Annotated in this window: 21 protein-coding genes and 1 other annotated feature; of the genes, 19 read left to right on the top strand and 2 right to left on the bottom strand. The window is 55.9% G+C overall.

Annotated elements, in window-relative coordinates; all coding sequences use genetic code 11:
• The first annotated feature begins 139 nt into the window (after positions 1–139).
• The 4 genes from nrdR to BUB44_RS08680 all read left to right on the top strand — a co-directional run bounded on the left by nrdR (position 140) and on the right by BUB44_RS08680 (position 4,439).
• Complete coding sequence (gene nrdR, locus BUB44_RS08695) at positions 140–595, top strand: transcriptional regulator NrdR (RefSeq protein ID WP_027356089.1); 456 nt, start codon at positions 140–142, stop codon at positions 593–595.
• Between the two features lie 92 nt (positions 596–687).
• Positions 688–2,706 carry an anaerobic ribonucleoside-triphosphate reductase gene (gene nrdD / locus BUB44_RS08690; RefSeq protein WP_073165243.1) on the top strand — a complete coding sequence of 673 codons (2,019 nt, stop codon included), beginning with the start codon at positions 688–690 and terminating at the stop codon, positions 2,704–2,706.
• Positions 2,707–2,730: 24 nt separating this feature from the next.
• Positions 2,731–3,243, top strand: a complete 513-nt coding sequence (gene nrdG, locus BUB44_RS08685; RefSeq protein ID WP_027356087.1) for an anaerobic ribonucleoside-triphosphate reductase activating protein — start codon at positions 2,731–2,733, stop codon at positions 3,241–3,243.
• Positions 3,228–4,439: a BsuPI-related putative proteinase inhibitor gene (locus BUB44_RS08680; RefSeq protein WP_073165239.1), complete on the top strand. Its 1,212-nt coding sequence runs from the start codon at positions 3,228–3,230 to the stop codon at positions 4,437–4,439. The genes nrdG and BUB44_RS08680 overlap by 16 nt, the downstream gene beginning before the upstream one ends.
• Positions 4,440–4,482: 43 nt before the next feature.
• On the opposite strand, the gene BUB44_RS08675 is transcribed toward BUB44_RS08680, so the two are convergent.
• Positions 4,483–4,713: an FmdB family zinc ribbon protein gene (locus BUB44_RS08675; RefSeq protein WP_073165236.1), complete on the bottom strand. Its 231-nt coding sequence runs from the start codon at positions 4,711–4,713 to the stop codon at positions 4,483–4,485.
• 194 nt (positions 4,714–4,907) lie between these two features.
• On the opposite strand from BUB44_RS08675, the gene BUB44_RS08670 reads away from it, so the two are divergent.
• From BUB44_RS08670 to BUB44_RS08600, 15 genes are all read left to right on the top strand, one after another.
• Positions 4,908–6,470 carry an MBL fold metallo-hydrolase RNA specificity domain-containing protein gene (locus tag BUB44_RS08670; RefSeq protein ID WP_073165234.1) on the top strand — a complete coding sequence of 521 codons (1,563 nt, stop codon included), beginning with the start codon at positions 4,908–4,910 and terminating at the stop codon, positions 6,468–6,470.
• Positions 6,471–6,544: 74 nt separating this feature from the next.
• Entirely contained in the window at positions 6,545–7,363 is an 819-nt protein-coding gene (gene pgeF, locus BUB44_RS08665; RefSeq protein ID WP_242655909.1) for a peptidoglycan editing factor PgeF, read from the top strand.
• Positions 7,364–7,392: 29 nt separating this feature from the next.
• Positions 7,393–8,094 carry a response regulator transcription factor gene (locus BUB44_RS08660; RefSeq protein WP_073165231.1) on the top strand — a complete coding sequence of 234 codons (702 nt, stop codon included), beginning with the start codon at positions 7,393–7,395 and terminating at the stop codon, positions 8,092–8,094.
• A 3-nt stretch (positions 8,095–8,097) separates the two neighbouring features.
• Positions 8,098–9,489, top strand: a complete 1,392-nt coding sequence (gene pnpS / locus BUB44_RS08655; RefSeq protein WP_114362138.1) for a two-component system histidine kinase PnpS — start codon at positions 8,098–8,100, stop codon at positions 9,487–9,489.
• Between the two features lie 32 nt (positions 9,490–9,521).
• Positions 9,522–10,283, top strand: coding sequence for a phosphate ABC transporter ATP-binding protein PstB (gene pstB / locus BUB44_RS08650; protein WP_073165228.1), 762 nt, complete (start codon positions 9,522–9,524; stop codon positions 10,281–10,283).
• 61 nt (positions 10,284–10,344) lie between these two features.
• Positions 10,345–11,004, top strand: a complete 660-nt coding sequence (gene phoU, locus BUB44_RS08645; RefSeq protein WP_027356080.1) for a phosphate signaling complex protein PhoU — start codon at positions 10,345–10,347, stop codon at positions 11,002–11,004.
• Positions 11,005–11,088: 84 nt separating this feature from the next.
• On the top strand, positions 11,089–11,994 hold the full coding sequence (locus tag BUB44_RS08640) for a biotin/lipoyl attachment domain-containing protein (protein ID WP_073165225.1): 906 nt from the start codon (positions 11,089–11,091) through the stop codon (positions 11,992–11,994).
• A gap of 19 nt (positions 11,995–12,013) precedes the next feature.
• The gene (locus BUB44_RS08635; protein WP_073165222.1) at positions 12,014–12,697 is read left to right on the top strand and encodes a YggS family pyridoxal phosphate-dependent enzyme; all 684 of its coding nucleotides are present in this window, start codon (positions 12,014–12,016) and stop codon (positions 12,695–12,697) included.
• Positions 12,698–12,714: 17 nt separating this feature from the next.
• On the top strand, positions 12,715–13,146 hold the full coding sequence (locus tag BUB44_RS08630; RefSeq protein ID WP_034634503.1) for a cell division protein SepF: 432 nt from the start codon (positions 12,715–12,717) through the stop codon (positions 13,144–13,146).
• Between the two features lie 14 nt (positions 13,147–13,160).
• Positions 13,161–13,982 carry a pyrroline-5-carboxylate reductase gene (proC, locus tag BUB44_RS08625; RefSeq protein WP_073165219.1) on the top strand — a complete coding sequence of 274 codons (822 nt, stop codon included), beginning with the start codon at positions 13,161–13,163 and terminating at the stop codon, positions 13,980–13,982.
• A 12-nt stretch (positions 13,983–13,994) separates the two neighbouring features.
• Positions 13,995–14,258: a YggT family protein gene (locus BUB44_RS08620; RefSeq protein ID WP_073165216.1), complete on the top strand. Its 264-nt coding sequence runs from the start codon at positions 13,995–13,997 to the stop codon at positions 14,256–14,258.
• Between the two features lie 19 nt (positions 14,259–14,277).
• A complete protein-coding gene (locus tag BUB44_RS08615) occupies positions 14,278–15,066 on the top strand; it encodes a YlmH family RNA-binding protein (RefSeq protein WP_083543171.1) in 789 nt (262 codons plus the stop codon).
• Positions 15,067–15,080: 14 nt separating this feature from the next.
• Positions 15,081–15,392, top strand: coding sequence for a DUF167 domain-containing protein (locus BUB44_RS08610; RefSeq protein WP_073165213.1), 312 nt, complete (start codon positions 15,081–15,083; stop codon positions 15,390–15,392).
• A 133-nt stretch (positions 15,393–15,525) separates the two neighbouring features.
• Positions 15,526–15,763: a binding site (T-box leader), on the top strand.
• A 60-nt stretch (positions 15,764–15,823) separates the two neighbouring features.
• Positions 15,824–18,604, top strand: a complete 2,781-nt coding sequence (gene ileS, locus BUB44_RS08605; RefSeq protein ID WP_073165211.1) for an isoleucine--tRNA ligase — start codon at positions 15,824–15,826, stop codon at positions 18,602–18,604.
• Between the two features lie 686 nt (positions 18,605–19,290).
• Positions 19,291–19,608, top strand: coding sequence for a hypothetical protein (locus BUB44_RS08600; protein WP_073165208.1), 318 nt, complete (start codon positions 19,291–19,293; stop codon positions 19,606–19,608).
• Positions 19,609–19,905: 297 nt separating this feature from the next.
• On the opposite strand, the gene BUB44_RS08595 is transcribed toward BUB44_RS08600, so the two are convergent.
• Positions 19,906–21,114: an IS110 family RNA-guided transposase gene (locus BUB44_RS08595; RefSeq protein ID WP_073162470.1), complete on the bottom strand. Its 1,209-nt coding sequence runs from the start codon at positions 21,112–21,114 to the stop codon at positions 19,906–19,908.
• Positions 21,115–21,350: the final 236 nt, after the last annotated feature.

The raw sequence follows: 21,350 nt of genomic DNA, 5'->3' as shown, positions 1-21,350 counted from the left end.
TAAATGATTTATGTTTGGTCAGGAGGTGCCCTTTTTGCGTTTTTGCTTTTACCCCAATATATAGTATAATATCTCTGCCAGCTGTACTACATATATAAAAATCCGTTCCAGGCCTGTGATAAGAGAGTGGTGAGGCAGCGTGCGCTGTCCCTTTTGCGGTTTTTCGGAAAGCCGGGTGCTGGATTCCCGTCCGGCGGAGGACGGTTACTCCATCCGCCGCAGGAGGGAATGTGCAGGTTGTGCCCGGCGTTTTACCACCTATGAAAGAGTGGATGAACTGCCCCTGGTGGTGGTCAAGAAGGACGGCCGGCGGGAGGTTTTCAACCGTAACAAGCTCCTGGCCGGACTGGTGAAGGCCTGCCAGAAACGTCCCGTATCCATGACCACCCTTGAGGCCATGGTGGACGAGGTGGAGCGCACATTGCGCAGCACGGCGGAGCTGGAGGTTTCCAGCCGGCAAATTGGCGAGATGATTATGGACCGGCTGCGGGTTCTGGATGGGGTGGCCTACGTGCGCTTTGCCTCCGTTTACCGGGAGTTCCGGGACGTGGAGGAATTTTTGCGGGAAATCCAGCGTCTGTCCGAAAAACCGTAAGCGAACCGTTATTTGCAGCTGGTGTATTCAGTTAATCATTAAATTTTAATCGTAGCATTTTTTCACATCAGGTTATAGAGGAGGCTGCCAGCTTGTTTAAGGTTATCCGGAAGCGGGATGGGCGGGAAGTGCCCTTTGACGAGACCAAGATTACCGATGCCATCTTCAAGGCTGCCCGGGCGGTGGGGGGCGAGGACCGCCAGACGGCCATGGAGCTGACCATTGAAGTTCTCAAGATGCTGAAGAAAAAGTACAACGGCCAGGTTTTTGGCGTGGAAGATGTTCAGGATGTGGTGGAAAAGGTGCTCATTGAGGCCGGTCACGCCCGCACCGCCAAGGCTTACATCCTTTACCGGGATAAACGAACCCGCATCCGGGAGGCCAAGGGCGACTTAATGGATGCGGTGGAGGAAATCCTGGCTGAAACCAACCGGGAAAATGCCAATGTGGGTAATTCCCCTTCGGCGAAAATGCTGCAGATTGCCAGTGCCGCCAGCAAGAAATATTATCTCACCCGCCTCCTGGATGAGGATTTTTCCGGCGCCCACATGCGGGGGGATATCCACATTCACGATCTCGACTGGTACGCCAAAACCCTGAACTGCCTGCAGATACCGCTGGACAGGCTCCTAACGGAGGGTTTTAACACCGGTCACGGCTATATCCGGCCTCCCAGGCGGCCCACCTCGGCCACGGCCCTGGCAGCAATTATCCTGCAGAGCTCACAAAATGACATGTTCGGGGGGCAGTCCTTTCCTTTCTTTGACCGGCAGATGGCTCCCTTTGTGGAGAATGCGGATGAAAACGAGACATACCAGGCCATGGAAGCGCTGGTGTACAACCTTAATTCCATGCATTCCCGGGCCGGGAGCCAGGTGCCATTTTCCAGCATCAACCTGGGCACCGACACTTCCGAGGCCGGTCGCAAGGTAACCCGCAACCTGCTTCTGGCCTATGAAGCCGGGCTGGGGCGGGGGGAAAATCCCATTTTCCCCAATATCATCTTCCGCCTCAAAAAAGGGGTTAACTTTGAGCCGGGAGATCCAAACTATGACTTATTCCAGCTAGCTATCCGGGTAGCCAGTAAGAGGCTGAATCCATCCTTTGCCTTTATGGATTCTTCTTTCAACAGCCCTTACGGGGACCAGGTGGCCTACATGGGCTGCCGCAGCCGGGTGATGGCCAACCGGAGGGGTCCGGAAGTGACGCCGGGAAGGGGTAATTTGTCCTTCACCACCATCAACCTTCCCCGGCTGGGTATTAAAGCCGAGCGGAATATCAAGCGGTTTTATGAGCTCCTGGCGGAGGTTATGGAGCTGGCCATAAGGCAACTTTATCACCGGTTCCGGGTACAGGCCAGGCTCAGGGTTAAGGACATGCCCTTTGTCATGGGACAGGGGCTCTATCTCGGTTCGGAGGGTCTGAAGGAAGAGGACTGTATCGAGCCGGCCATTGTCAACGGTACCCTGGCCGTGGGGTTTATCGGCCTGGCCGAAGCCCTGGTAGCCCTGACCGGCCAGCATCACGGCCAGAGCGAGGAATCCCAGGCCCTGGGCCAGGAGATTGTAGCCTTTATGCGCCGGCGCATTGATGAGGCCTGTGAGGAGTACAACCTGAACTATACCCTGCTGGCTACACCGGCCGAAGGGCTCTCCGGGCGGTTTGTACACCTGGACCGGCGGGAGTTCGGTATTATTCCCGGGGTGACAGACCGGGAATATTACACCAATTCATTCCATATACCGGTTTATTATCCCATAAGCAGTTTTGAGAAGATCAGCCTGGAGGGGCCGTACCACAAGTACTGCAACGCCGGGCACATCAGCTATGTGGAAATGGCCTCGCCGCCGGTACATAACCTTGAGGCGGTGGAAGCCATCATTCGGCACATGGCGGCCTGCGACATGGGTTATGCGGCCATTAACTTCCCGGTGGATTTCTGTACCGGATGCAACCTGACGGGTGTGATCAATGAAAGCACCTGCCCCCGCTGCGGGTCGGCTGCCATCCGGCGGGTGCGGCGGATAACCGGTTATCTTTCCACCGTGGATCGTTTCAATGACAGCAAGGTGGCGGAATTGAACGACCGCCTGCCCCACAGCCTGCGTTAGAGATTTTTCGCGGGAGAGATGAACATGCGCTTGCGCGTAGCCGGGATAATTGAAGAAAGTGTGGTGGACGGGCCCGGCCTGCGGCTGGTGGTTTTTGTCCAGGGCTGTCCCCATCGCTGTCCCGGTTGCCATAATCCCCACACCTGGGACCCGGCCGGGGGCACCCTGATGGAGGTGGAAGAAATCCTGGCCATGGTTAAAAGGAATCCCCTGTTAAAAGGGGTAACCCTTTCCGGGGGTGAGCCCTTTGCCCAGGCCGGTGCCCTCGCTGTTCTGGCCCGGCAGGTGCGTGCCCTGGGCCGGGATGTAATTACGTATACAGGTTATACCTGGGAGAAGCTCCTGGAACTGGCCGGGAGGGACGGGGCGGTAAAAGAGCTGGTGGAGCTTTCCGATTATATTGTGGATGGACCTTTTATCCAGGAAAAAAGGGATCCGGAACTACCCTTCCGCGGCTCCAGCAACCAGCGGGTGATCGATGTACCCGCATCCCTGGCCTGCGGGCGGGTGGTCATTGCCCCGTGGGGTGGACAGTAAAAGAGAACGGGGCAGGTGCTGTGGCGGTACCTGCCCTTTACTTTTACGGTGAACCCTCTGGTCCCCGCCAGCATATAATGAAGCATCACAGCCATGCTACCGGGGAGAGGGTTAATATGCTGACCTATGTGGTGCAACCGGGGGATACACTGGCCTCAATTGCCCGGCGTTTTAATACCACCGTGGAAAGGCTGGTGGCCCTGAATAATATTTCCGATCCCGATCGTATCGATGTGGGAATGGTTTTAACCATTGAGCCGGAGGAAAACGGGGATGCCGGGGGGGACCCGGTGGCCACCCGGATTATCGGCGGTCTTTTATACGTTTTATCCACCCCGCGCCGGACTTACCGGCGGGGGGAAACGATAAGTTTGACCCTGGCCAAAGTCAACATTCAAAACAGTCCTGTTACCCTGAACTACCCCACGGGGCAGCGGTTTGATTTTGTCGTTCTGCGGGACGGCCGTGAGGTTTGGCGCTGGTCCCATGGAAGAAGCTTTACCCAGGTTGCCGGCCGGGTGGTTCTCCGGCCGGGGGAAAGCCAGACTTTCAGGGTTACCTGGGACCAGCGAAACAACGCCGGTAACCTGGTGGTGCCCGGCAATTTTGTCGTCCGGGGCTATAACGTGGCCCGGGGGCTGGCCCAGCAATTTGTTTCCCTGCCCGTAAGTATTGCGCCGGGGATGGCGCCGGCGCCACCGCCTCCGGCCGGTGTATGCCCTCCCGGAAATTTGCTGCGGAACCCGGACCTGGAGGAGTGGCGGGATGTAAATACGCCTGATTCCTGGAACGGGACCAACATTTTCCGTACCCCTTTGAGCTGCAGGGGGCGTTTCGCTGCCGGTATGGGGGCTATCCCCGGCCGCCAGGCCACCCTTACCCAGTCGGTGCCGGGGTCGCCCGGCCGGTTATACCAGCTGAGTTTTTCCGCCCGGGAAATTCCCGGCCGCCCGCCCCGCGGTGACTTTACCCTGGAAGCGGCGGTGTTTTTCTACGATGCCCAGGGGCGGCTGATCAGCAGGGCGGATCCCGTTTTCAGCGAGACCAGCATACCGGAAGCCTGCCGGCGCTTTTCCCTTACCACCGGCCTTTCCCCGGCACGAACGGGGCGGGTGGAGGTGCGGTTTATTTTCACCCCGGCGGCCGGCAACAATAACCCCGTAGCCATCGATGAGGTGGATCTGCGCTGCATCTAACATGTCAGGACCAGTAGGAAAGGGGCCTGTCCGGCCCCTTTTTTCAGTGCCCGCAGGTGGCGCAGCTTCCTCCGGAGCAGCCGCTGCAACTACTGCCGCTGCCGGGGCTGCCGCCCGCATCCCGGTTGCCCGGTGAGGCGAAGCTGCTCATAACCCGTTCCGCGCCGGTGGCCCGGCATGCCGGGCAGACCTGGTGTTCTCCACCTTCTCCCAGCGGGCATAATTTTTCAAAGCGGTGACCGCAGGTATGACAGCGAAATTCGTAAATGGGCATCTGGTAACACTCCTTTCTCCATGGACGGGCCGGACTCCCCGGCTATTTTTAGCTTACGCCGCAGATTGTCCCCTGTCAAGGCAAGCTTTTTCACCCGTCCGGGGAGGGATTGGCCGAGGGGAGAGGGAATTATTAAAAAAAGGGAGTAGTAATTGAATAGCCGAAAGAATATATAAGCAGTTAGGAGGGTTTACATGCGCGTTCGTTTTCTGGGAGCCGCGCAGACGGTTACAGGCTCCTGTTATTTACTGGAAACAGGTCCTCTCAGGATAATGGTGGACTGCGGGATGTTCCAGGGGCCCCGGGCCTTACGGGAGCGTAACTACCGCCCTTTTTCTTTTTCGCCACTCAGCGTGGATTATGTTCTGCTTACCCACGCCCACATAGACCACAGCGGTTTGATTCCCAAACTGGTGAAACATGGTTTTCGCGGAAAGATTCTGGCTACCCCGGCTACCATCGATCTGTGCGCCGTCATGCTGCCCGACAGCGGGCATATCCAGGAAATGGAGGTGGAAAGGCTTAACCGCAAGGCTGCCCGGGCCGGCCGCCAGCTCATAGAACCTGTTTATAACGTTGAGGACGCCCACCGGGCCATGGCTTTCTTCCAGCCGGTGGATTACGGTCAGGTGGTAAACCTTACCAGCGAGGTCAGCGTGCGCTTTCTGGAAGCAGGGCACATCCTCGGCTCGGCCATGGTGGAGCTTGCGATAAAGGAAGGGGCGCAGGAAACCAGGCTTCTTTTTACCGGCGATCTGGGGAGAAAAAATAAGCCTTACCTGAACGATCCTTCGTATGTCGAGCAGGCCGATTTTATCTTTTTGGAATCAACCTACGGTGACCGCCTGCATGCGGAACAGGAGGAGCATTTGAACCTCCTGCACGATATTATCTGGGAAACTTATCGCAAGGGCGGTAATTTAATTATTCCTGCTTTTGCTGTGGAGCGTACCCAGGATTTAATTTATGATCTCAATCTCCTGATTACCAGCAACCGTTTCCCGCCCATGAAGGTTTATATTGACAGCCCCATGGCGGTGGCGGCCACGGAAGTTTTCAAGAAATACAGGCCTTATTTTGACCCTGAAACCCAGGAGCTCATGGCCAGTGGAAAGGACCCCCTGTCCATGGCCGCCCTGGAGTTTGCCCGCACCACCGAGGAATCCATGGCCCTGAATAATATAAAAAGCGGTGCCATTATTATCTCGGCCAGCGGTATGTGCGAGGCCGGCAGGATTAAGCACCACCTGCGTCACAACCTGTGGCGTCCAGAATGCACCGTTTTATTTGTCGGCTACCAGGCTCCAGGAACCAAGGGCCGCAAGATAAAGGATGGGGCCAAATTTGTGCGCCTGCACGGGGAAGAAGTGGCCGTACGGGCAGACATCAGGAGTATCGATAGCTATTCCTCCCATGCGGATAAGGAGGAACTGCTGGATTGGCTGGGGCACCTGCAAAAACCGCCTCAAAAAGTTTTCCTGGTTCATGGAGAACCTTCCTCCATGAGTGCCCTGGCCCGGGATATAGCCCTGCGCTACGGTTTTGCGGTGCACATCCCCGTGCTCGAGGAAGAAGTCCAGCTTACCCCGGCCCTGCCGGTGGGTGAGGAAGAACTGCGCCGGGCATATGATGCTGTGGCCAGCCGCCTGCAGGATGTGCTGGCCAGCGGCCTGGGCAGGGGATATTACAGGGAGATAGTGGAACAGCTGGATCATTTGAACGCCTTGCTGGCATCCATTCAAAAGCAGGCCCAATAATTTTATTATTGCCTGCATGAGGGTAGAAAGCTTAAAATTAATCAAACAAAAATCAAGCGGGAGGATTGACTCTGGTGGTCCCTTACCTGTGGCAGGAAAAGGGAATGGTTAAATGGCTGGCCTGGAAGGCCTTTCTGGATACCGGCCTGGTGAGCCACGGCTTTACCGCCCGCCATGGCGGTATCAGTACCGGGGAGTTTGCCACTTTAAATATGGCTCTGCACGTGGGTGATGATCCCGAACGGGTTTTGAGCAACCGGGAGCGGACCTGCCGGGCTTTGCATATTGACCCCGCCCACCTGGTGGCCGGCCAGCAGGTGCACGGGGACCGGGTGGCGGTGGTGGGAGTGGAGCACCGGGGCCTGGGAGCCCGTACCCAGGAAGACGCCCTGCCGGCCACCGATGCCCTGATTACCGGTGAGCCCCTGGTTCCCCTGTCCAGTTACTACGCTGATTGTGTGCCGGTTTTCCTCCTTGACCCGGTCCGGCGGGTGGCCGGCCTGGCCCACGCCGGCTGGAGGGGAACTGTTCTTGATATTGCGGCCAAAACGGTGGAAGCCATGGGCCGTTATTTCGGTACCCGGCCGGCGGATTGCCTGGCGGGCATCGGTCCTTCCATCGGGCCCTGCTGCTATGAAGTGGGTGCACCTGTGGCTGACCTTTTTAAAGAGCATTTTCCGCCCTGGCAGGAACTCCTAATACCCAATCCAGCGGGCAGATGGCAGCTCAACCTCTGGGAAGCCAACCGGTGCATCCTGCTTAAAGCAGGTCTTTTACCGGAAAATATTTTTACGGCCGGTATCTGCACCTGTTGCCGGCAGGATCTCTTTTTTTCCTACCGGGGCAGTGGCGGTCGAACGGGGAGGATGGCGGCCCTGCTCATGCTGACCTGAAAGCTTTTTTACCGGGGGAGGGTGAGTATATGGCGAAGATCCTGGTGGTCGATGACGAAGAACATATCCTCGAGCTGATCCGTTTCAACCTGGAGAAAGAAGGTTACCAGGTGGTGACCGCTACCGATGGGAATACGGCTGTGGAAATAGCTCGCTCCCAGCGGCCCGATCTCATCCTCCTGGATGTAATGCTGCCGGAGCAGGATGGGCTGGCCGTCTGCCGGATCTTACAGCAGGAAGCTGCCACCCGCCGCATTCCGGTTATTATGATCAGCGCCCGGGGGGATGAACTGGATAAAGTCCTGGGTCTGGAAATGGGAGCCGATGATTACGTGACCAAGCCCTTCAGTCCCCGGGAGCTGGTGGCCCGGGTTAAAGCTCGCCTGCGCCGGTCCGGGGAAGACAGGCGTGCTCACCACCGTGGAGGGAGCCTGGTTCGCGGCCGGCTGGTAATTGATCCGGAACGTTTTCTGGTCACCATTGACGGTGTAAAGCAGGATCTGACCCCGAAAGAGTTCGAGTTGCTCCGCCTGCTGGCCAGTGAACCGGGAAGGGTATTTTCCCGGGATTACCTCCTGGAGCAGATCTGGGGTTACGACTATACCGGTGATTCCAGGACGGTGGATGTTCACATCCGCCATATCCGCCAGAAGCTGGAGCAGGTACCCGGTGCCTCCCGGTATATAGAAACGGTGCGCGGGGTGGGTTATCGTTTCCGGGAGGTGCCTTAGAGGGTGAAGCTCAACTTCCTGCAGGGTGTATCCTGGCGGCCGGTGGTCAGTTATTTTTTCCTGATGGTTATCTTTTTTGCCCTCCTGCAGCTCTATGCCGCCAAAAAGTTGAGCGTCCTGGGGGCCTTGTTAATCATCCTGCCCCTATCGGTATTGCTGGCCTGGCTTTTATACCGGAGGGTTATCGGCCCGTTAAATGAAATAATTGCCGCGGCCAGGGATATGGCCCGGGGTAACCTGGACCGGGAATTGCACCTGTGTACACCCGATGAAATAGGAGAACTGGCCCGCAGCATTAACGAAATGGCCCGGCAGCTGCGGGAAACTATAGCTATGATTACCGAGGAAAAGAACAGGGTGCGGGCCATTTTGAACAGTATGGCCGACGGTGTAATTGCCCTGGACCGGGACGGTCGCGTGCTGCTTGTAAACCCGGTGGTAGAAGAAATTTTTGATTTAAGGGAGGAGGCCTGCCTGGGGAAAAAAATCCTGGGGGTTATCCGTAACTATGACCTTGAGCGCCTCCTGAGCAGGACTCTGGAGTCGCAAAACTCCACCAGTGAGGAAATAAAAATTCTGGGGGCCGGCTCGGAGCCGCGTTTCTTTCGCCTCCAGGCCACCCCTCTGAAAAGTTGCCACGGGGAAACAGGCGGGGTAGTGGTGGTCCTTAGGGATATCACCGAACGCAAAAAGCTGGAGCAAATGCGAACCGAGTTTGTGGCCAACGTTTCCCATGAGCTGCGCACCCCTTTAACCTCCATTAAAGGATTTCTGGAAACCCTGCTCGACGGGGCGATTGATGATCCCGGGACATCCCGTCATTTCCTGGAAATAATAAGCCAGGAAACAGAGCGCCTGACCCGCCTGGTTGATGAGCTGCTCAACCTGTCTAAAATAGAGGAACGGCGGGTGGTGCACCGCTGGCAGCGGGTGAACCTGGAGGACATTATCAGCCGCGTGGTTTCCCTCTTCCGGCCCCGGGCCGGGGAAAAATCGCTCACCCTTATCCTGGAAGTATCCCGGGACCTGCCTGCGGTTTACGGTGACCCCGATATGCTCGCCCAGGTGTTGATTAATTTGCTGGATAATGCCGTTAAATATACCCCGCCCCGGGGCAGCATAACCATCCGGGCCATGGTCCGGGGGGATCAATTGAGAGTGGAAGTGGAGGATACCGGCATCGGTATTCCAGCTGAAAGCCTGCCCCGGGTTTTTGAGCGCTTCTACCGGGTGGATAAGGCCCGTTCCAGGGAACTGGGGGGGTATGGGATCGGCCTGGCTATTGTGAAGCATATTATCCGGGCCCACGGTGGGAAAATTGATGTACAAAGCACGCCCGGGAAGGGAAGCCTGTTTTTCTTCACCCTGCCCCTGGCAGAAAATGTATCCGGTTAAAGCAGCAGAAAAGTTCATGTGGGGGTGCCCTGATGGAGAACCGGGTAAAAATTGATATTAAGAATTTAAACCTCTATTATAAGGATTTTCAAGCTTTAAGGGATATAAATTTAAGCATTCAGGCCAACAAAATAACTGCCCTTATTGGCCCTTCCGGTTGCGGCAAATCAACCTTCCTGCGCACCTTGAACCGGATGAATGATCTTGTCGAGGGTGTGCGGGTTGAAGGCCAGGTCCTGCTGGACGGCCAGGATATTTACGCCCGTGATGTGGATGTGGTTCACCTGCGCAAGCGGGTGGGCATGGTCTTCCAGCGTCCCAACCCCTTCCCCATGTCCATTTATGATAATGTGGCTTATGGTCCCCGGGTTCACGGTATTAAGAACCGGCGGCTGCTGGACGAAATTGTTGAAAGAAGCCTGCGGCAGGCGGCCCTGTGGGAGGAGGTGCGGGACCGCTTGTTCAAGTCGGCCCTGGGTCTTTCCGGCGGCCAGCAGCAGCGCCTCTGCATTGCCCGCCTCCTGGCGGTGGAACCGGAGGTCCTGTTGATGGACGAACCCAGTTCAGCTCTGGATCCCATTTCCACTTTAAAAATAGAAGAATTGATTCAGGAGCTGAAAAAAGACTATACCATTGTTATTGTGACCCATAACATGCAGCAGGCTGCCCGGGTTTCGGATATTGCCGCGTATTTTTTAAACGGTGAAGTGGTGGAATGGGGGGCAACGGAAGAAATTTTCACCCGTCCCAGGGATCGGCGTACGGAAGATTACATTACCGGAAGATTCGGTTAATTATATTTACTGTATTCTGGCTCCCAGGGGATAAAGTTTATATTTTCCGGGAGGGATGACCGTGAGTCCCCGTTCTTCCTTTGAAAGGGCCCTGGCCGAACTACAGCAGGACATCCTGCGCATGGCCAGCCTGGTGGAGCAGGCTATCTACGATTCGGTACAATCCCTGATCAGGCTCGACGTGGCCGGTGCGGCCCAGGTAATTATGAGCGATGAAATGATTGACGAACTTTACCTGGAAATTGAGGATAAGTGCGTCAAGTTAATTGCTACCCAGCAACCCCTGGCCCGGGATTTGCGAGTGGCCATTACCGGGATCAAGATTCTTTTGAGCCTGGAGCGAATGGCCGACCATGCGGTGGATATTGCCCGGGCTACCATGTGCCTGAGCGGCCAGCCTTTAACAGTAAAATGCCTGGATTATATCCCGCGGATGGCCCGGCTGGCCCAGCAGATGGTCAAGGACGGGTTGGATGCCTATGTCAATGGCGATGTCCAGAAAGCCAGGGAGATGTGCGCCCTGGACGACGAGGTGGATTATATTTTTGCCAGGGTGTTCCGGGAACTGGTCAACAGCATGAGGGAAGATCCCCGGACGGTAATGCAGTCGGCCTACCTTTTATATGTCAGCCGCTATCTGGAAAGAATAGCCGATCATGCCACCAATATCGGGGAAGCGGTTATCTACCTGGTTACCGGTGAGCGCTGGGAGCTGAACTGATTCTTAACTTTGGCGCAGGATTTACCCCGGGAAACGTCGAATAAACCAAGTTGCATCTACATCCAGGTTTGGCAGGTGACGGGATTGACTTCCCTGCCCCGGATCAGAAGAATATATTTCCTGGTCGTCCTTGTCCTGATGATCATATTTTACCTGTGGAATCTGGTCAGGGTACGGCTGGTAGATATAGAGTGGTTAAAGGAAGATAATATTTCCCGCACCGTGGCCACCTCCGGGTGGCTGATCAAGGAAGAACAGTTGCTTCTCTCACCGGGGAGGGGCCAGTTAAGACTGCTGGTAGATGATGGGGAAAGGGTGCGGGCCGGCGCTCCGGTGGCAGAAGTCATCCTCTCACAGAACGGTGGTGCAGGGGAAAAACGGGTTGTTTACGCCCCCCGGGGAGGGGTTTTTTGCAACCATATTGATGGCCTGGAAGAGTTGCTGCGGCCCGCAAATGCATTGAAAATGGAGGCTGTGGAAAAACTGGAAGTGAAACCCGTTTCTCCCCTTACCGGGAGCAGGGTGGAAAAGGGAGAGCCGGTGGGCAAGCTGGTGGATAACCTTTCCGGTATATGGTACTGGTGCCGCGTTGATGGGGAAGGAAACCGGGCGGTAAAATGGCCTGCCGGTCAGCAGGTGGTTATCCTGTGGCAGGGGCGGCCGGTGGAGGCCCGTCTGGAGAAGGTTGCCGGAGAGGAAATGCTTTTTCTGTTACCCGCTTATCCCGGTGACCTGATTCACCGGCGCCAGGTTCAGATGGAGCTGAAGGTAGGGGAACTGTCCGGATATGCAGTTCCTTCCCGGGCGCTGGTGAAAAGGGGGGAGGAGCAGGGAATTTATATTGTCTCCCGCCGCCGGGTCGCGTGGGTTCCCGTACGGGTCCTGGGGGGGACGCCGGAGCGGGTAATTATTGCCGGGGAGCAGCTGTCTGCCTGCACCCGCTACGTGGCCAACCCGTTCTGGGTACGGGAAAGCGATGAAGTGGAGTGAGGAGCTGGAGGGACGGATATTGGGAATAAGGGAGAACCTTGCCCGTGTATGGGAACAGGTAGCAAGGGCAGCACTCAAAACCGGCCGGGATCCCGGTTCGGTTAAACTGGTGGCCGTAACCAAAAATGTTTCCCTGGAAGTTATGCAGGAAGCCTTGGCGGCAGGAATAAAAGTTTTTGGTGAAAACCGGGTGCAGGAACTGGTGGCCAAACAGCCCCGTCTGCCGGGAGATATTGAATGGCATATGATCGGGCATTTGCAAACCAATAAGGTAAAGTATATTATTGGTAAGGTGAGCCTGATCCATTCCCTGGACAGCCTGCGCCTGGCCCGGGAAATCAGCCGCCGGGCCCGGGAACGGGGGCTGGTGGCGGAAGTTCTGGTTCAGGTGAATATTTCCGGGGAAGAAACCAAATACGGTGTGCCGCCGGGAGAGGTAAAAAGCTTTATTGAAGAAGTGGCCGGCCTGGAGGGTGTCCGCGTGCGCGGGTTAATGACCATCGCTCCCTTTGTTTCCGATCCCGAGCAGGTGAGACCGGTTTTCAGGGAGCTGAACCGGATGGCCGGCTGGCTCAAGCGGGAATTGCCGGGATTGCCCCTGGATTATTTATCCATGGGGATGAGCAATGATTTTACCGTAGCCGTGGAAGAAGGGGCAAACATAATCCGGGTGGGTAGCGCCATTTTTGGCCCCCGACCATAATTCCAGGAGGGATAACCATGGCCAGAAAACTGGTGGACAAAGTCTTGGGTTTTATGGGTTTTGAAGAGGAGCCCGTGGAGGAAGAGGAAAAGGAGCATTTCCGGGAAGAAGATCCGGTGCCCCAGGTAAAACGCAAAGGCCAGGTTTTCAGCCTGCACACCCAGCGCCAGGTGCGGGTTATTGTGGCCGAACCCAGGGTTTTTGAAGATGTGCAGGCTATAGCCGATCATTTGAAAAACCGTCGCCCGGTGGTGGTTAACCTGGAGAGGGCGGAAAGCGATCTGGCCAGGCGCATAGTGGATTTTATCAGCGGCGCCACTTACGCGCTGAACGGGAGCATGCAAAAAGTGGGTAATGGAATTTTTCTCTTCGTTCCCAGCAACATGGATATTGCAGGAAACATTAAAGAATATGGGGAACGGGGAATTTTCCCCTGGAAAGATGAATAACGGGGGTGTTCTTTTTGCCGTTAACGGGACTTGCCATTGGCTGCCTGGGGGGCGGGGCCATGGCCCAGGCCCTGCTTACGGGGTTGATTAAAAGCGGTATTCAGGCCCGTAACCTGTATGTGAGCGATACCCGCCACGAGAGGCTGGATTACCTGAGCCGGGAGCTGGGTGTTAATGGACGGGAAAGTAACAGGGATCTGGTCAGGGAGTCGGATGTGGTTATCCTGGCGGTTAAGCCCCAGGTGGTGGAGGAGGTTTTAAAGGAAACGGGGGACCTGTTCCAGCCCCGGCAAACGCTGATTTCTATTGCCGCCGGTATTACCACCCGGTTCATTGAAAAATTTCTCCCTGAGCCGGTACCGGTTATTCGTGTTATGCCCAATACGCCGTGTCTTTTGGGGTGCGGGGCCAGTGCCCTTTGCTCCGGCACCAATGCCGGCGACCGGGACCGGGAGCGGGCGAGAGCCATTTTCAGCGCCGTAGGCCGGGCGGTAGAAGTACCGGAAGGGTTGATGGATGCTGTAACAGGACTCAGCGGCAGCGGGCCTGCCTATATGTATGTTATCCTGGAGGCGCTGGCTGATGCAGGTGTGCGGGTAGGCCTCCCCCGGGATGTGGCTCTTCTGCTCAGTGCCCAGACCATGCTGGGGGCAGCCCGGATGGTCCTGGAAACCAGTGAACACCCCGGCCGCCTGAAGAATATGGTTACCACCCCGGGAGGGACGGCCATTGCGGGTGTTTATGCCCTGGAAGAGGGAGGGTTACGGGTAACCCTGATGCGGGCGGTAGAAGAAGCCACCCGCCGATCCCGGGAACTGTCCGGGGGATTAAAATAAAAGGAGAGCGTCATGAGCCTGGAACGTATTATTAATGTCGCATTTCAGGTGTACACCTGGTTAATTTTTATCCGGATTATTTTATCTTTTATCCGTCATAACCCCTATCATCCTCTAATCCGCTTCATTTACGAAATTACCGAACCTGTACTGGGGTTTTTCAGGCGTTTTATTCCCCCTGTGGGTATGCTTGACTTTTCACCCCTGGTAGCCTTTTTTGCGTTGGAACTGCTGCGCCAGATAATCCTCAACTTGATCCGGGCACTGGGATTGTAGACCAGAAGGATGTGAAGACGTGCTGGACAAGGAGTTTTTGCTCTGCCATGCCAGGAACCAGGAGGAAAAAGAGATGCTGGCCAGGATTTATGACCTGGCACAGCAGGTTTTACGTACCCGGCAGCCCCGGGTAACCGATTTCCTTGATCCCTATCACGCCGGTCTGGTGGATATGGCCCTGAAGAGGGTTCCCGATCTGGCAGCCGGAAGCGACGGCGGTTACCCGGCTGCCGAAAGGGTGCGCGTGCTCATTTATCCCGATTACCTGGAGCCCCGGGAGGAAGACTGGCAGCTGGCGTACCTTTCGCTGCGGGGCTCCTTTGCAGAGCAGGAGCTCAGCCACAGGGATTTTCTCGGGGCCCTGCTCTCCCTGGGCCTGCGCCGGGAGAAAATTGGAGACATCCTCCTGCATAACGACCGGGCTCAGCTGGTGGTGGCTGCCGAAGTGGCGTCTTTCGTGCAATCCCAGCTGACCAGGGTGGGTTCCGTCCCCGTGACCGTGGAGGAGATTTCCCGGGAGCAGATCTGCCCTCCCCCCCGGCGGGTCAGGGAAATCAAGGCCACCGTTCCTTCCCTGCGCCTGGATGTAGTGGCAGCCGCCGGCTTCGGCACTTCTCGCACCAGGATGGCCCGGGAAATTACCGCCCAGCGGGTTAGCGTGAACTGGCAGGTCTGCACTGAACTTTCGCGAACGGTGCGGGAGGGGGATATTATTTCCGCCAGGGGACGCGGCCGGGTTCAGGTGACCCGTGTCACAGGAACGACCAGAAGCGGCCGCCTGGCGCTAATCCTGCACCGGTATGTTTAACGGGTGGCGGTTTTATGGTCTTCCTGCGTGAAGAAAAGGAAGCGGTGGTTTTTAAGGTGCGCGTTCAGCCCCGGGCAGCCAGGAATGAGCTGGCCGGGCTGCATGAAGATGCCCTGAAAATACGCCTCACGGCCCCCCCGGTGGAGGGGGAAGCCAACGAAGCCCTGCGTGTTTTTCTGGCCCGGCTGCTGGGGGTACCCAGGTCGCAGGTGGAAATTGCGGCCGGGCAAAAGGGACGCAGCAAGTTAATCAGGGTAAAGGGCATTGCTGCCGGGAGGATACTTTCCCTGCTGGAAACCACCACCGGCGCCAGGAACAACGGATAAAATGGTCGCTGTTCCGGCGCGCCAGCGAGCGGCCTTTGAGCCGGGGAGAAATTAAACTTAACCCCGGCCTAACCGGCCCGTAAGATTGACGCTGGCCCTGTTTTTGTGTATAATACTCCTTGTTTTAAAGCTGTTAAAGCCTGTGAACGGGACGAGTAGCCCGGCACTTCTGTTACAGAGAGCCCGGGGAAGCTGGAAACGGGTACAGGGGTCCGCGGTGAAAATCACCCGGGAGGTTCCGGCTGAACGGCGGTTAACCGCCTATTAAGCCCGGACGGCCAGCCACCGTTACCGGCAAAATGAGGGGACAGGTAGAAAGGCCTTTTTACCTGTCTAGAAGGGTGGTACCGCGGGAATATCCCGTCCCTTTGGGGCGGGTTTTTTCTATTTGGGGACATGCTCGAGGACTATGCTAGCCTGAGGTGGTGCGGATGGATTACAGCCAGACTTTGAACCTGCCCAAAACTGATTTCCCCATGCGGGCCAATCTGCCCCAGCGGGAACCGGAGATCTTGAAGTTCTGGGATGAAATTAATATTTACCGCCTGGTACAGCAAAAGAATGCCGGCCGGCCCAGGTTTATCCTGCATGACGGGCCGCCCTACGCCAACGGACACATCCACCTGGGGACTGCCCTGAACAAGGTGCTCAAGGATATTGTGGTTAAATATCACTCCATGGCTGGCTATGATGCCCCCTATGTTCCCGGGTGGGATACCCACGGGCTGCCTATAGAACAGCAGGCCATTAAAAGCCTGGGGTTAAACCGGCATGCCGTTCATCCCGTGGAGTTCCGGCGCAAGTGTAAAGAATACGCATTAAAATTTGTGGATATCCAGCACCAGGAATTCAAGCGCCTGGGTGTGCGAGGAGATTGGGAACATCCCTACCTCACCCTGATGCCCCACTATGAGGCCGCGCAGATAGGCGTTTTCGGAGAAATGGCCCGAAGGGGTTACATTTATAAGGGCTTGAAACCCGTGTACTGGTGCGCTACCTGTGAAACTGCCCTGGCCGAGGCGGAAGTGGAGTATCAGGATAAAAAGTCCCCCTCCATCTATGTTTCTTTTCCCGTTAAAGATGGAAGGGGCCGCTTGCCGGTTGGTAGCCAGGTGGTTATCTGGACCACCACTCCCTGGACGTTGATTGCCAATGTCGCCGTTTGCCTGCACCCGGAATTTGCCTATGCCCTGGTGGCTGCCGGTGCAGAAAAGTACGTGGTGGCCAGGGAACTGGTGCCTTCATTTGCCCGGGCTACCGGCCTGGAAGAATGGACCATTATAGAAGAGTTTACGGGGAAAGATCTGGAGGGCGTGGTTTTAAAGCATCCCTTTATCGAACGGGATTCTTTAGTCATTTTAGGCGATCACGTTACCCTGGATGCCGGAACCGGTTGCGTGCATACGGCTCCCGGTCACGGCCATGAAGACTACCTGGTTGGGTTGCAGTATGACCTGCCCATTCTTTCTCCCGTTGATGGCCGGGGATATTTCACCGGGGAAGCGGGGCAGTTTGCCGGCCAGTTTTATGCGGAGGCCAACGATAATATTATTGCCGAGCTAAAAGCCAGGGGTAAGCTGCTCAATAGCGGTACCATCAGCCACCAGTACCCCCACTGCTGGCGCTGCAAGAAGCCTGTCTTTTTCCGGGCCACAGAACAGTGGTTTGCTTCCATTGAAGGCTTCCGCAAGAAGGCCCTGGAGGCTATCCGCCAGGTGCGCTGGATTCCGGCCTGGGGAGAAGAGCGCATTTATAATATGGTGGCCAACCGCAGCGACTGGTGTATCTCCCGCCAGCGGACCTGGGGTGTACCCATACCCATTTTCTATTGTCAGGCCTGCGGAAAAGAGATTATTACCCCGGAAACCATATCCCACCTGCAGGGGTTGTTCAGAGAACACGGCTCGGATATCTGGTTCATGAAGGAAGCGGCGGAATTGCTCCCTCCCGGTTTCAAATGCCCGTTCTGCGGGGCTGGTGAGTTTACCAGGGAAACCGACATTATGGATGTCTGGTTTGATAGCGGTACTTCCCATGTGGGTGTGCTGGAGCAGCCGGATATATGGCCGGAACTGAGCTGGCCGGCGGATCTCTACCTGGAAGGTAGCGATCAGCACCGGGGCTGGTTCAACAGTTCCCTTTCCACGGCGGTGGCTGTGCGGGGCCAGGCTCCCTACCGGGCCGTACTCACCCATGGTTTTGTGGTTGACGAGCAGGGCCGCAAGATGAGCAAGTCATTGGGGAATGTTATCGATCCCATGAAGATCGTCGAGCAAATGGGAGCCGATATTTTACGCCTCTGGGTGAGTTCCGCGGATTACCGGGGCGACCTGGCGGTATCGCAGAACATCCTCAAGCAGATGACGGAAGCTTACCGTAAAATCCGCAATACCTGCCGGTTTTTGCTGGGGAACCTTTATGATTTCGGCCCCGGTGATCAGGTGCCCTATGAACAGCTTCCGGAAATGGATCGCTGGGCCCTTTTACGCCTGCACCGGATGATAGAACGGGTGCTGGCTGCTTACAGGGATTATGAGTACCATGTGGTTTTCCACACCATTCATCATTTCTGTACCGTTGACATGAGCGCGCTGTACCTGGATATGATCAAAGACAGGCTTTATACCACTCCCGCCCTTTCCCTGGAGCGCCGGGCGGCTCAAACCGTGCTTTACCAGGTGTTGCATGCCCTGGTACGCCTCCTTACGCCCATTCTGGCCTTTACTACGGAAGAAATCTGGCGTTATGCTCCCAAAGAAAAGGATGCGCCGGTAAGTGTTCAGCTAACCGACATGCCCCGGGTCAATGAAGATTACCTGGATCCGGAACTGGAGACCCGGTGGGAGCGCCTGCTGGCGGTACGGGGCGAGGTTACCCGGTCCCTCGAAGCAGCCCGCAGGGAAAAGCTAATCGGTAACTCCCTGGAGGCGGCGGTGATATTATATGCCCGGGGGGAATTATATGATTTCCTCTCCGGGGTGGACGAGCTGCCGGCAATTTTCATCGTTTCCGCCGTGGAGCTGAAAAGGTGGGACGGGGAATTGCCGGAAAAAGCAATGGCTTCGGAGATGATTCCCGACCTGGCGGTGGCGGTGGAAAGGGCGCCGGGGAAAAAGTGTGAGCGCTGCTGGATGTACCACCCCGGGGTCGGAGAGCATCCGGAACACCCCACCTTATGCCCCCGTTGTGCAAGGGTTATAACCGGGCAGTAAATAAAGAAACCCTTCTCCGTGGAGAAGGGTTTCTTTTTCGAGCCGGTAACAGCCTTCACTACAGCGATTACAGATCCCTGCATAGCCCACGATAACCTTTCGGCTGTCGCAAACCATTACGGAACCCGTAATGACCTTTGCTCGACCATTACAGATACCTGGGAAGCCTGATACAATCTCTCGACTGCACCAAACCTCTCTTTTTTGTCAATGACAAAAACTGTTTGTCAGATGACAAAAACTGCCGGCACCTGTAATGATCTTAGCTCGATCGCTGAACATTCCTTACGACCCGGCAGTAATCCTTCGGACCGCTGCCGAGCCTGCCGGGACATCCAGCGATCTGCCCTCCGGCTGGTAGCGAGCCCTGTGACCCGCTACCAACCTTTGGCCGGCTGCTACAGAGCCATTTTTAACTGACCCTGTAGCAGTCTTGGCTCGGCCATTACCGACCCTGTTGCTCATATTATTACCCCTTTTCTAACCTATATGCACCGGAGCAAACGGTAAATATAGCCATTAAGTATTAAAATTGCTGTGCGTAAATGGTTATCTCCCGGTTACCATTGAACGTTTGATCCCGCCTGCTGGAGGAACTGATCTGGTTACTGGGCTGTAAATAATTAATTCTTAAACATAAGCTTAATAAAATGTAAAAAAGCCCGGAGTAAAGCGAGGTGTCTTCAATGTGCGGCAGTGGTCTGGGGGAGTCAGGCTTTGATACCCTGCTGGCTCAGGTGCAGGCCGAGCTTTCGTCCCGGGACGGGCGGATCACACGTCTGGCCCCGCTGCGTTCCGTGGGTGACCGGGTACACCTGCAGGTTTGTCTGTGCGATGGCGGACGCCCCGAATTCTGCCTTCCCGTGGCTTTGCCACTCAGGGCTGTTCAGGAAAGAGATGTGGGCAGCCTTGCCTCCCAGATTCTCTGGGCGACCGAGCATGGTTTACGGGTAGCAATAGTGGAACCTCTGGAATCCAGCCGCTCATTCCGGATAACGGCTTGATCTGCCCCTCCGGGGCAGTCAGGCTGTAGACATGCTTCCTATGTGCTCTGGTTTTAAAGAGGAGCGACCTGGAGTGAGCGCTGCCGGGCCAGGCCACGTGCCGCGGACAGGACGTCCGCGGAGGCCACCTGAACACAAGACCTTCTATGTCAATAGGTTTATCAAAAAATTTTAGGTAGTACAAATGTTCGTGGTCTTTAAAAAGGACGGGCTTCGCCCGCTCCGCCCGGCGAGGGCCAGATTAAAATCCAGCCCTCGCCGGCGGCTAAAGAACATTGAAAACAGAATAATTTAACATCATGCTGCCCGACTAAGATGCCTGGCGCGGGCTGTGAGAAATGTGGCTTCGTCGTAGCAAGTACGGTTTTTCCACATGGCAAAGATTATTCGTACCCAAATATTTGCCAATGCACGCAAGGCCTCATGGTGGGTTTTACCCTGGCTTCTCTTGGTGTCGTAATATTCCCGTGCCCAGGAAACCTGCCTGATACTCTGGAAGGCAAATAGGTGCATTGCTCGTCGGAAAGGTTTTACGCAGGATCTGCGCTGCCTGGCAAAGCGATACTTGCCGCTTTGAAAGAGAACCGGTGAGGTACCCGCTAAAGCCTGGACCACGGCTGCATTTTCGTAACGTTCCCGGTCGTCCCCCCACTCCGCCAGCAGTCTTGGCGCAAGCCGCTCAGCCGCCCTTGGCAAGCTAGCGAAGATCCTGCTGTCGGAGTGCTGCTGAAAAAGGCGGTTGATCTCCTCGTCGTAAGCAGCGATTTGGTCCTGGACTAATTCCAGCTGTCTCACCAGGGCGAGCATCAAGCGGCATTTTGCCCGCACGGTGGGAGCGCTGGCCTGAAGCTGCGGCTCATGCGCCTTCTGCCAGATGGAGATTGCCGTTTGGTTGGGCCGTGGATGCTTATGCTTTTTCAGAAAAGCGGCCATCTCCGGAACGGTAGCTTCCCTGACCAGATCCGGGGTGGGGTAAAGCTTGAAAAACTCCAGGGCTACCGGCAGGGTTGGCTTCGAGAAGAACTCCAGGGCTACCGGGTAATACTCCTTCAGGCAAGCAATGAGCTTATTGGTGAGCCGGGTGGATTCCTGGATGAGGCTGTCCTGGTCCCGGGTGAGCATCTTTAGTTCCGCGATCAGTTCCGTATCTGGCTTAAGCCTCTTCAACTGCGCCAGGTCGGAGCGGCCGATGTTGGCCAGCAGCCGGGCATCGATGGGGTCGCTCTTTGCCCCGGAAGGTTTTCGCCGGTAATCCACAACCTTCGGGTTAAGCGGGTAAACCGGAAAGCCGGCTTCCAGCAGAAACTGCACTAGAAGACCGTTTTTGGTTTCGAGCAGGCAGGCGAAGTTTTCCGGTTCGGGATCGATGCTTAAGAGCCTTTCCTTTAATAACTCCATGCCTTTCCTGTTGTGAGGGATGGTGAAATATTTAAGCTCTTGCCCCTTTTCATTGAACACAGCTACATCGTGATGCAGGTCAGACCAATCAATCCCTACGAAGTACATGTTGAAAACCTCCGGTATAGAGATTGGCTGCAGACTGGCAGTGGGCCTTATCTAACGTGGTGCTCGAAGCACAACCCTTCTATAAACCGCAGTCTGCAAATTTGATCCGGGAAAGGTAGCTCTTGTGTAAGCAGTCGAACTGTCAGGAGGTGAAATCCTTTTCCCGGAAACTTTGAACTATATTTTGCCAACTTAGTTGAGCATTCCTGCTCTTAAGTTGAGTTTAACAGATAAGG

Origin of the sequence: Desulfofundulus australicus DSM 11792 (assembly GCF_900129285.1) — a bacterium.
Taxonomy (GTDB): Bacteria; Bacillota; Desulfotomaculia; order Desulfotomaculales; family Desulfovirgulaceae; genus Desulfofundulus; species Desulfofundulus australicus.
This window is presented reverse-complemented; position numbering and strand designations above follow the sequence as displayed.

Coding starts and splice junctions, on each gene's coding strand:
- nrdG (WP_027356087.1), top strand. CDS start 2,731: ATGCGCTTGCGCGTAGCCGGGATAATTGAAGAAAGTGTGGTGGACGGG.
- BUB44_RS08675 (WP_073165236.1), bottom strand. CDS start 4,713: ATGCCCATTTACGAATTTCGCTGTCATACCTGCGGTCACCGCTTTGAA.
- BUB44_RS08670 (WP_073165234.1), top strand. CDS start 4,908: ATGCGCGTTCGTTTTCTGGGAGCCGCGCAGACGGTTACAGGCTCCTGT.
- BUB44_RS08660 (WP_073165231.1), top strand. CDS start 7,393: ATGGCGAAGATCCTGGTGGTCGATGACGAAGAACATATCCTCGAGCTG.
- pstB (WP_073165228.1), top strand. CDS start 9,522: ATGGAGAACCGGGTAAAAATTGATATTAAGAATTTAAACCTCTATTAT.
- BUB44_RS08630 (WP_034634503.1), top strand. CDS start 12,715: ATGGCCAGAAAACTGGTGGACAAAGTCTTGGGTTTTATGGGTTTTGAA.
- BUB44_RS08620 (WP_073165216.1), top strand. CDS start 13,995: ATGAGCCTGGAACGTATTATTAATGTCGCATTTCAGGTGTACACCTGG.
- BUB44_RS08610 (WP_073165213.1), top strand. CDS start 15,081: ATGGTCTTCCTGCGTGAAGAAAAGGAAGCGGTGGTTTTTAAGGTGCGC.
- ileS (WP_073165211.1), top strand. CDS start 15,824: ATGGATTACAGCCAGACTTTGAACCTGCCCAAAACTGATTTCCCCATG.
- BUB44_RS08600 (WP_073165208.1), top strand. CDS start 19,291: ATGTGCGGCAGTGGTCTGGGGGAGTCAGGCTTTGATACCCTGCTGGCT.
- BUB44_RS08595 (WP_073162470.1), bottom strand. CDS start 21,114: ATGTACTTCGTAGGGATTGATTGGTCTGACCTGCATCACGATGTAGCT.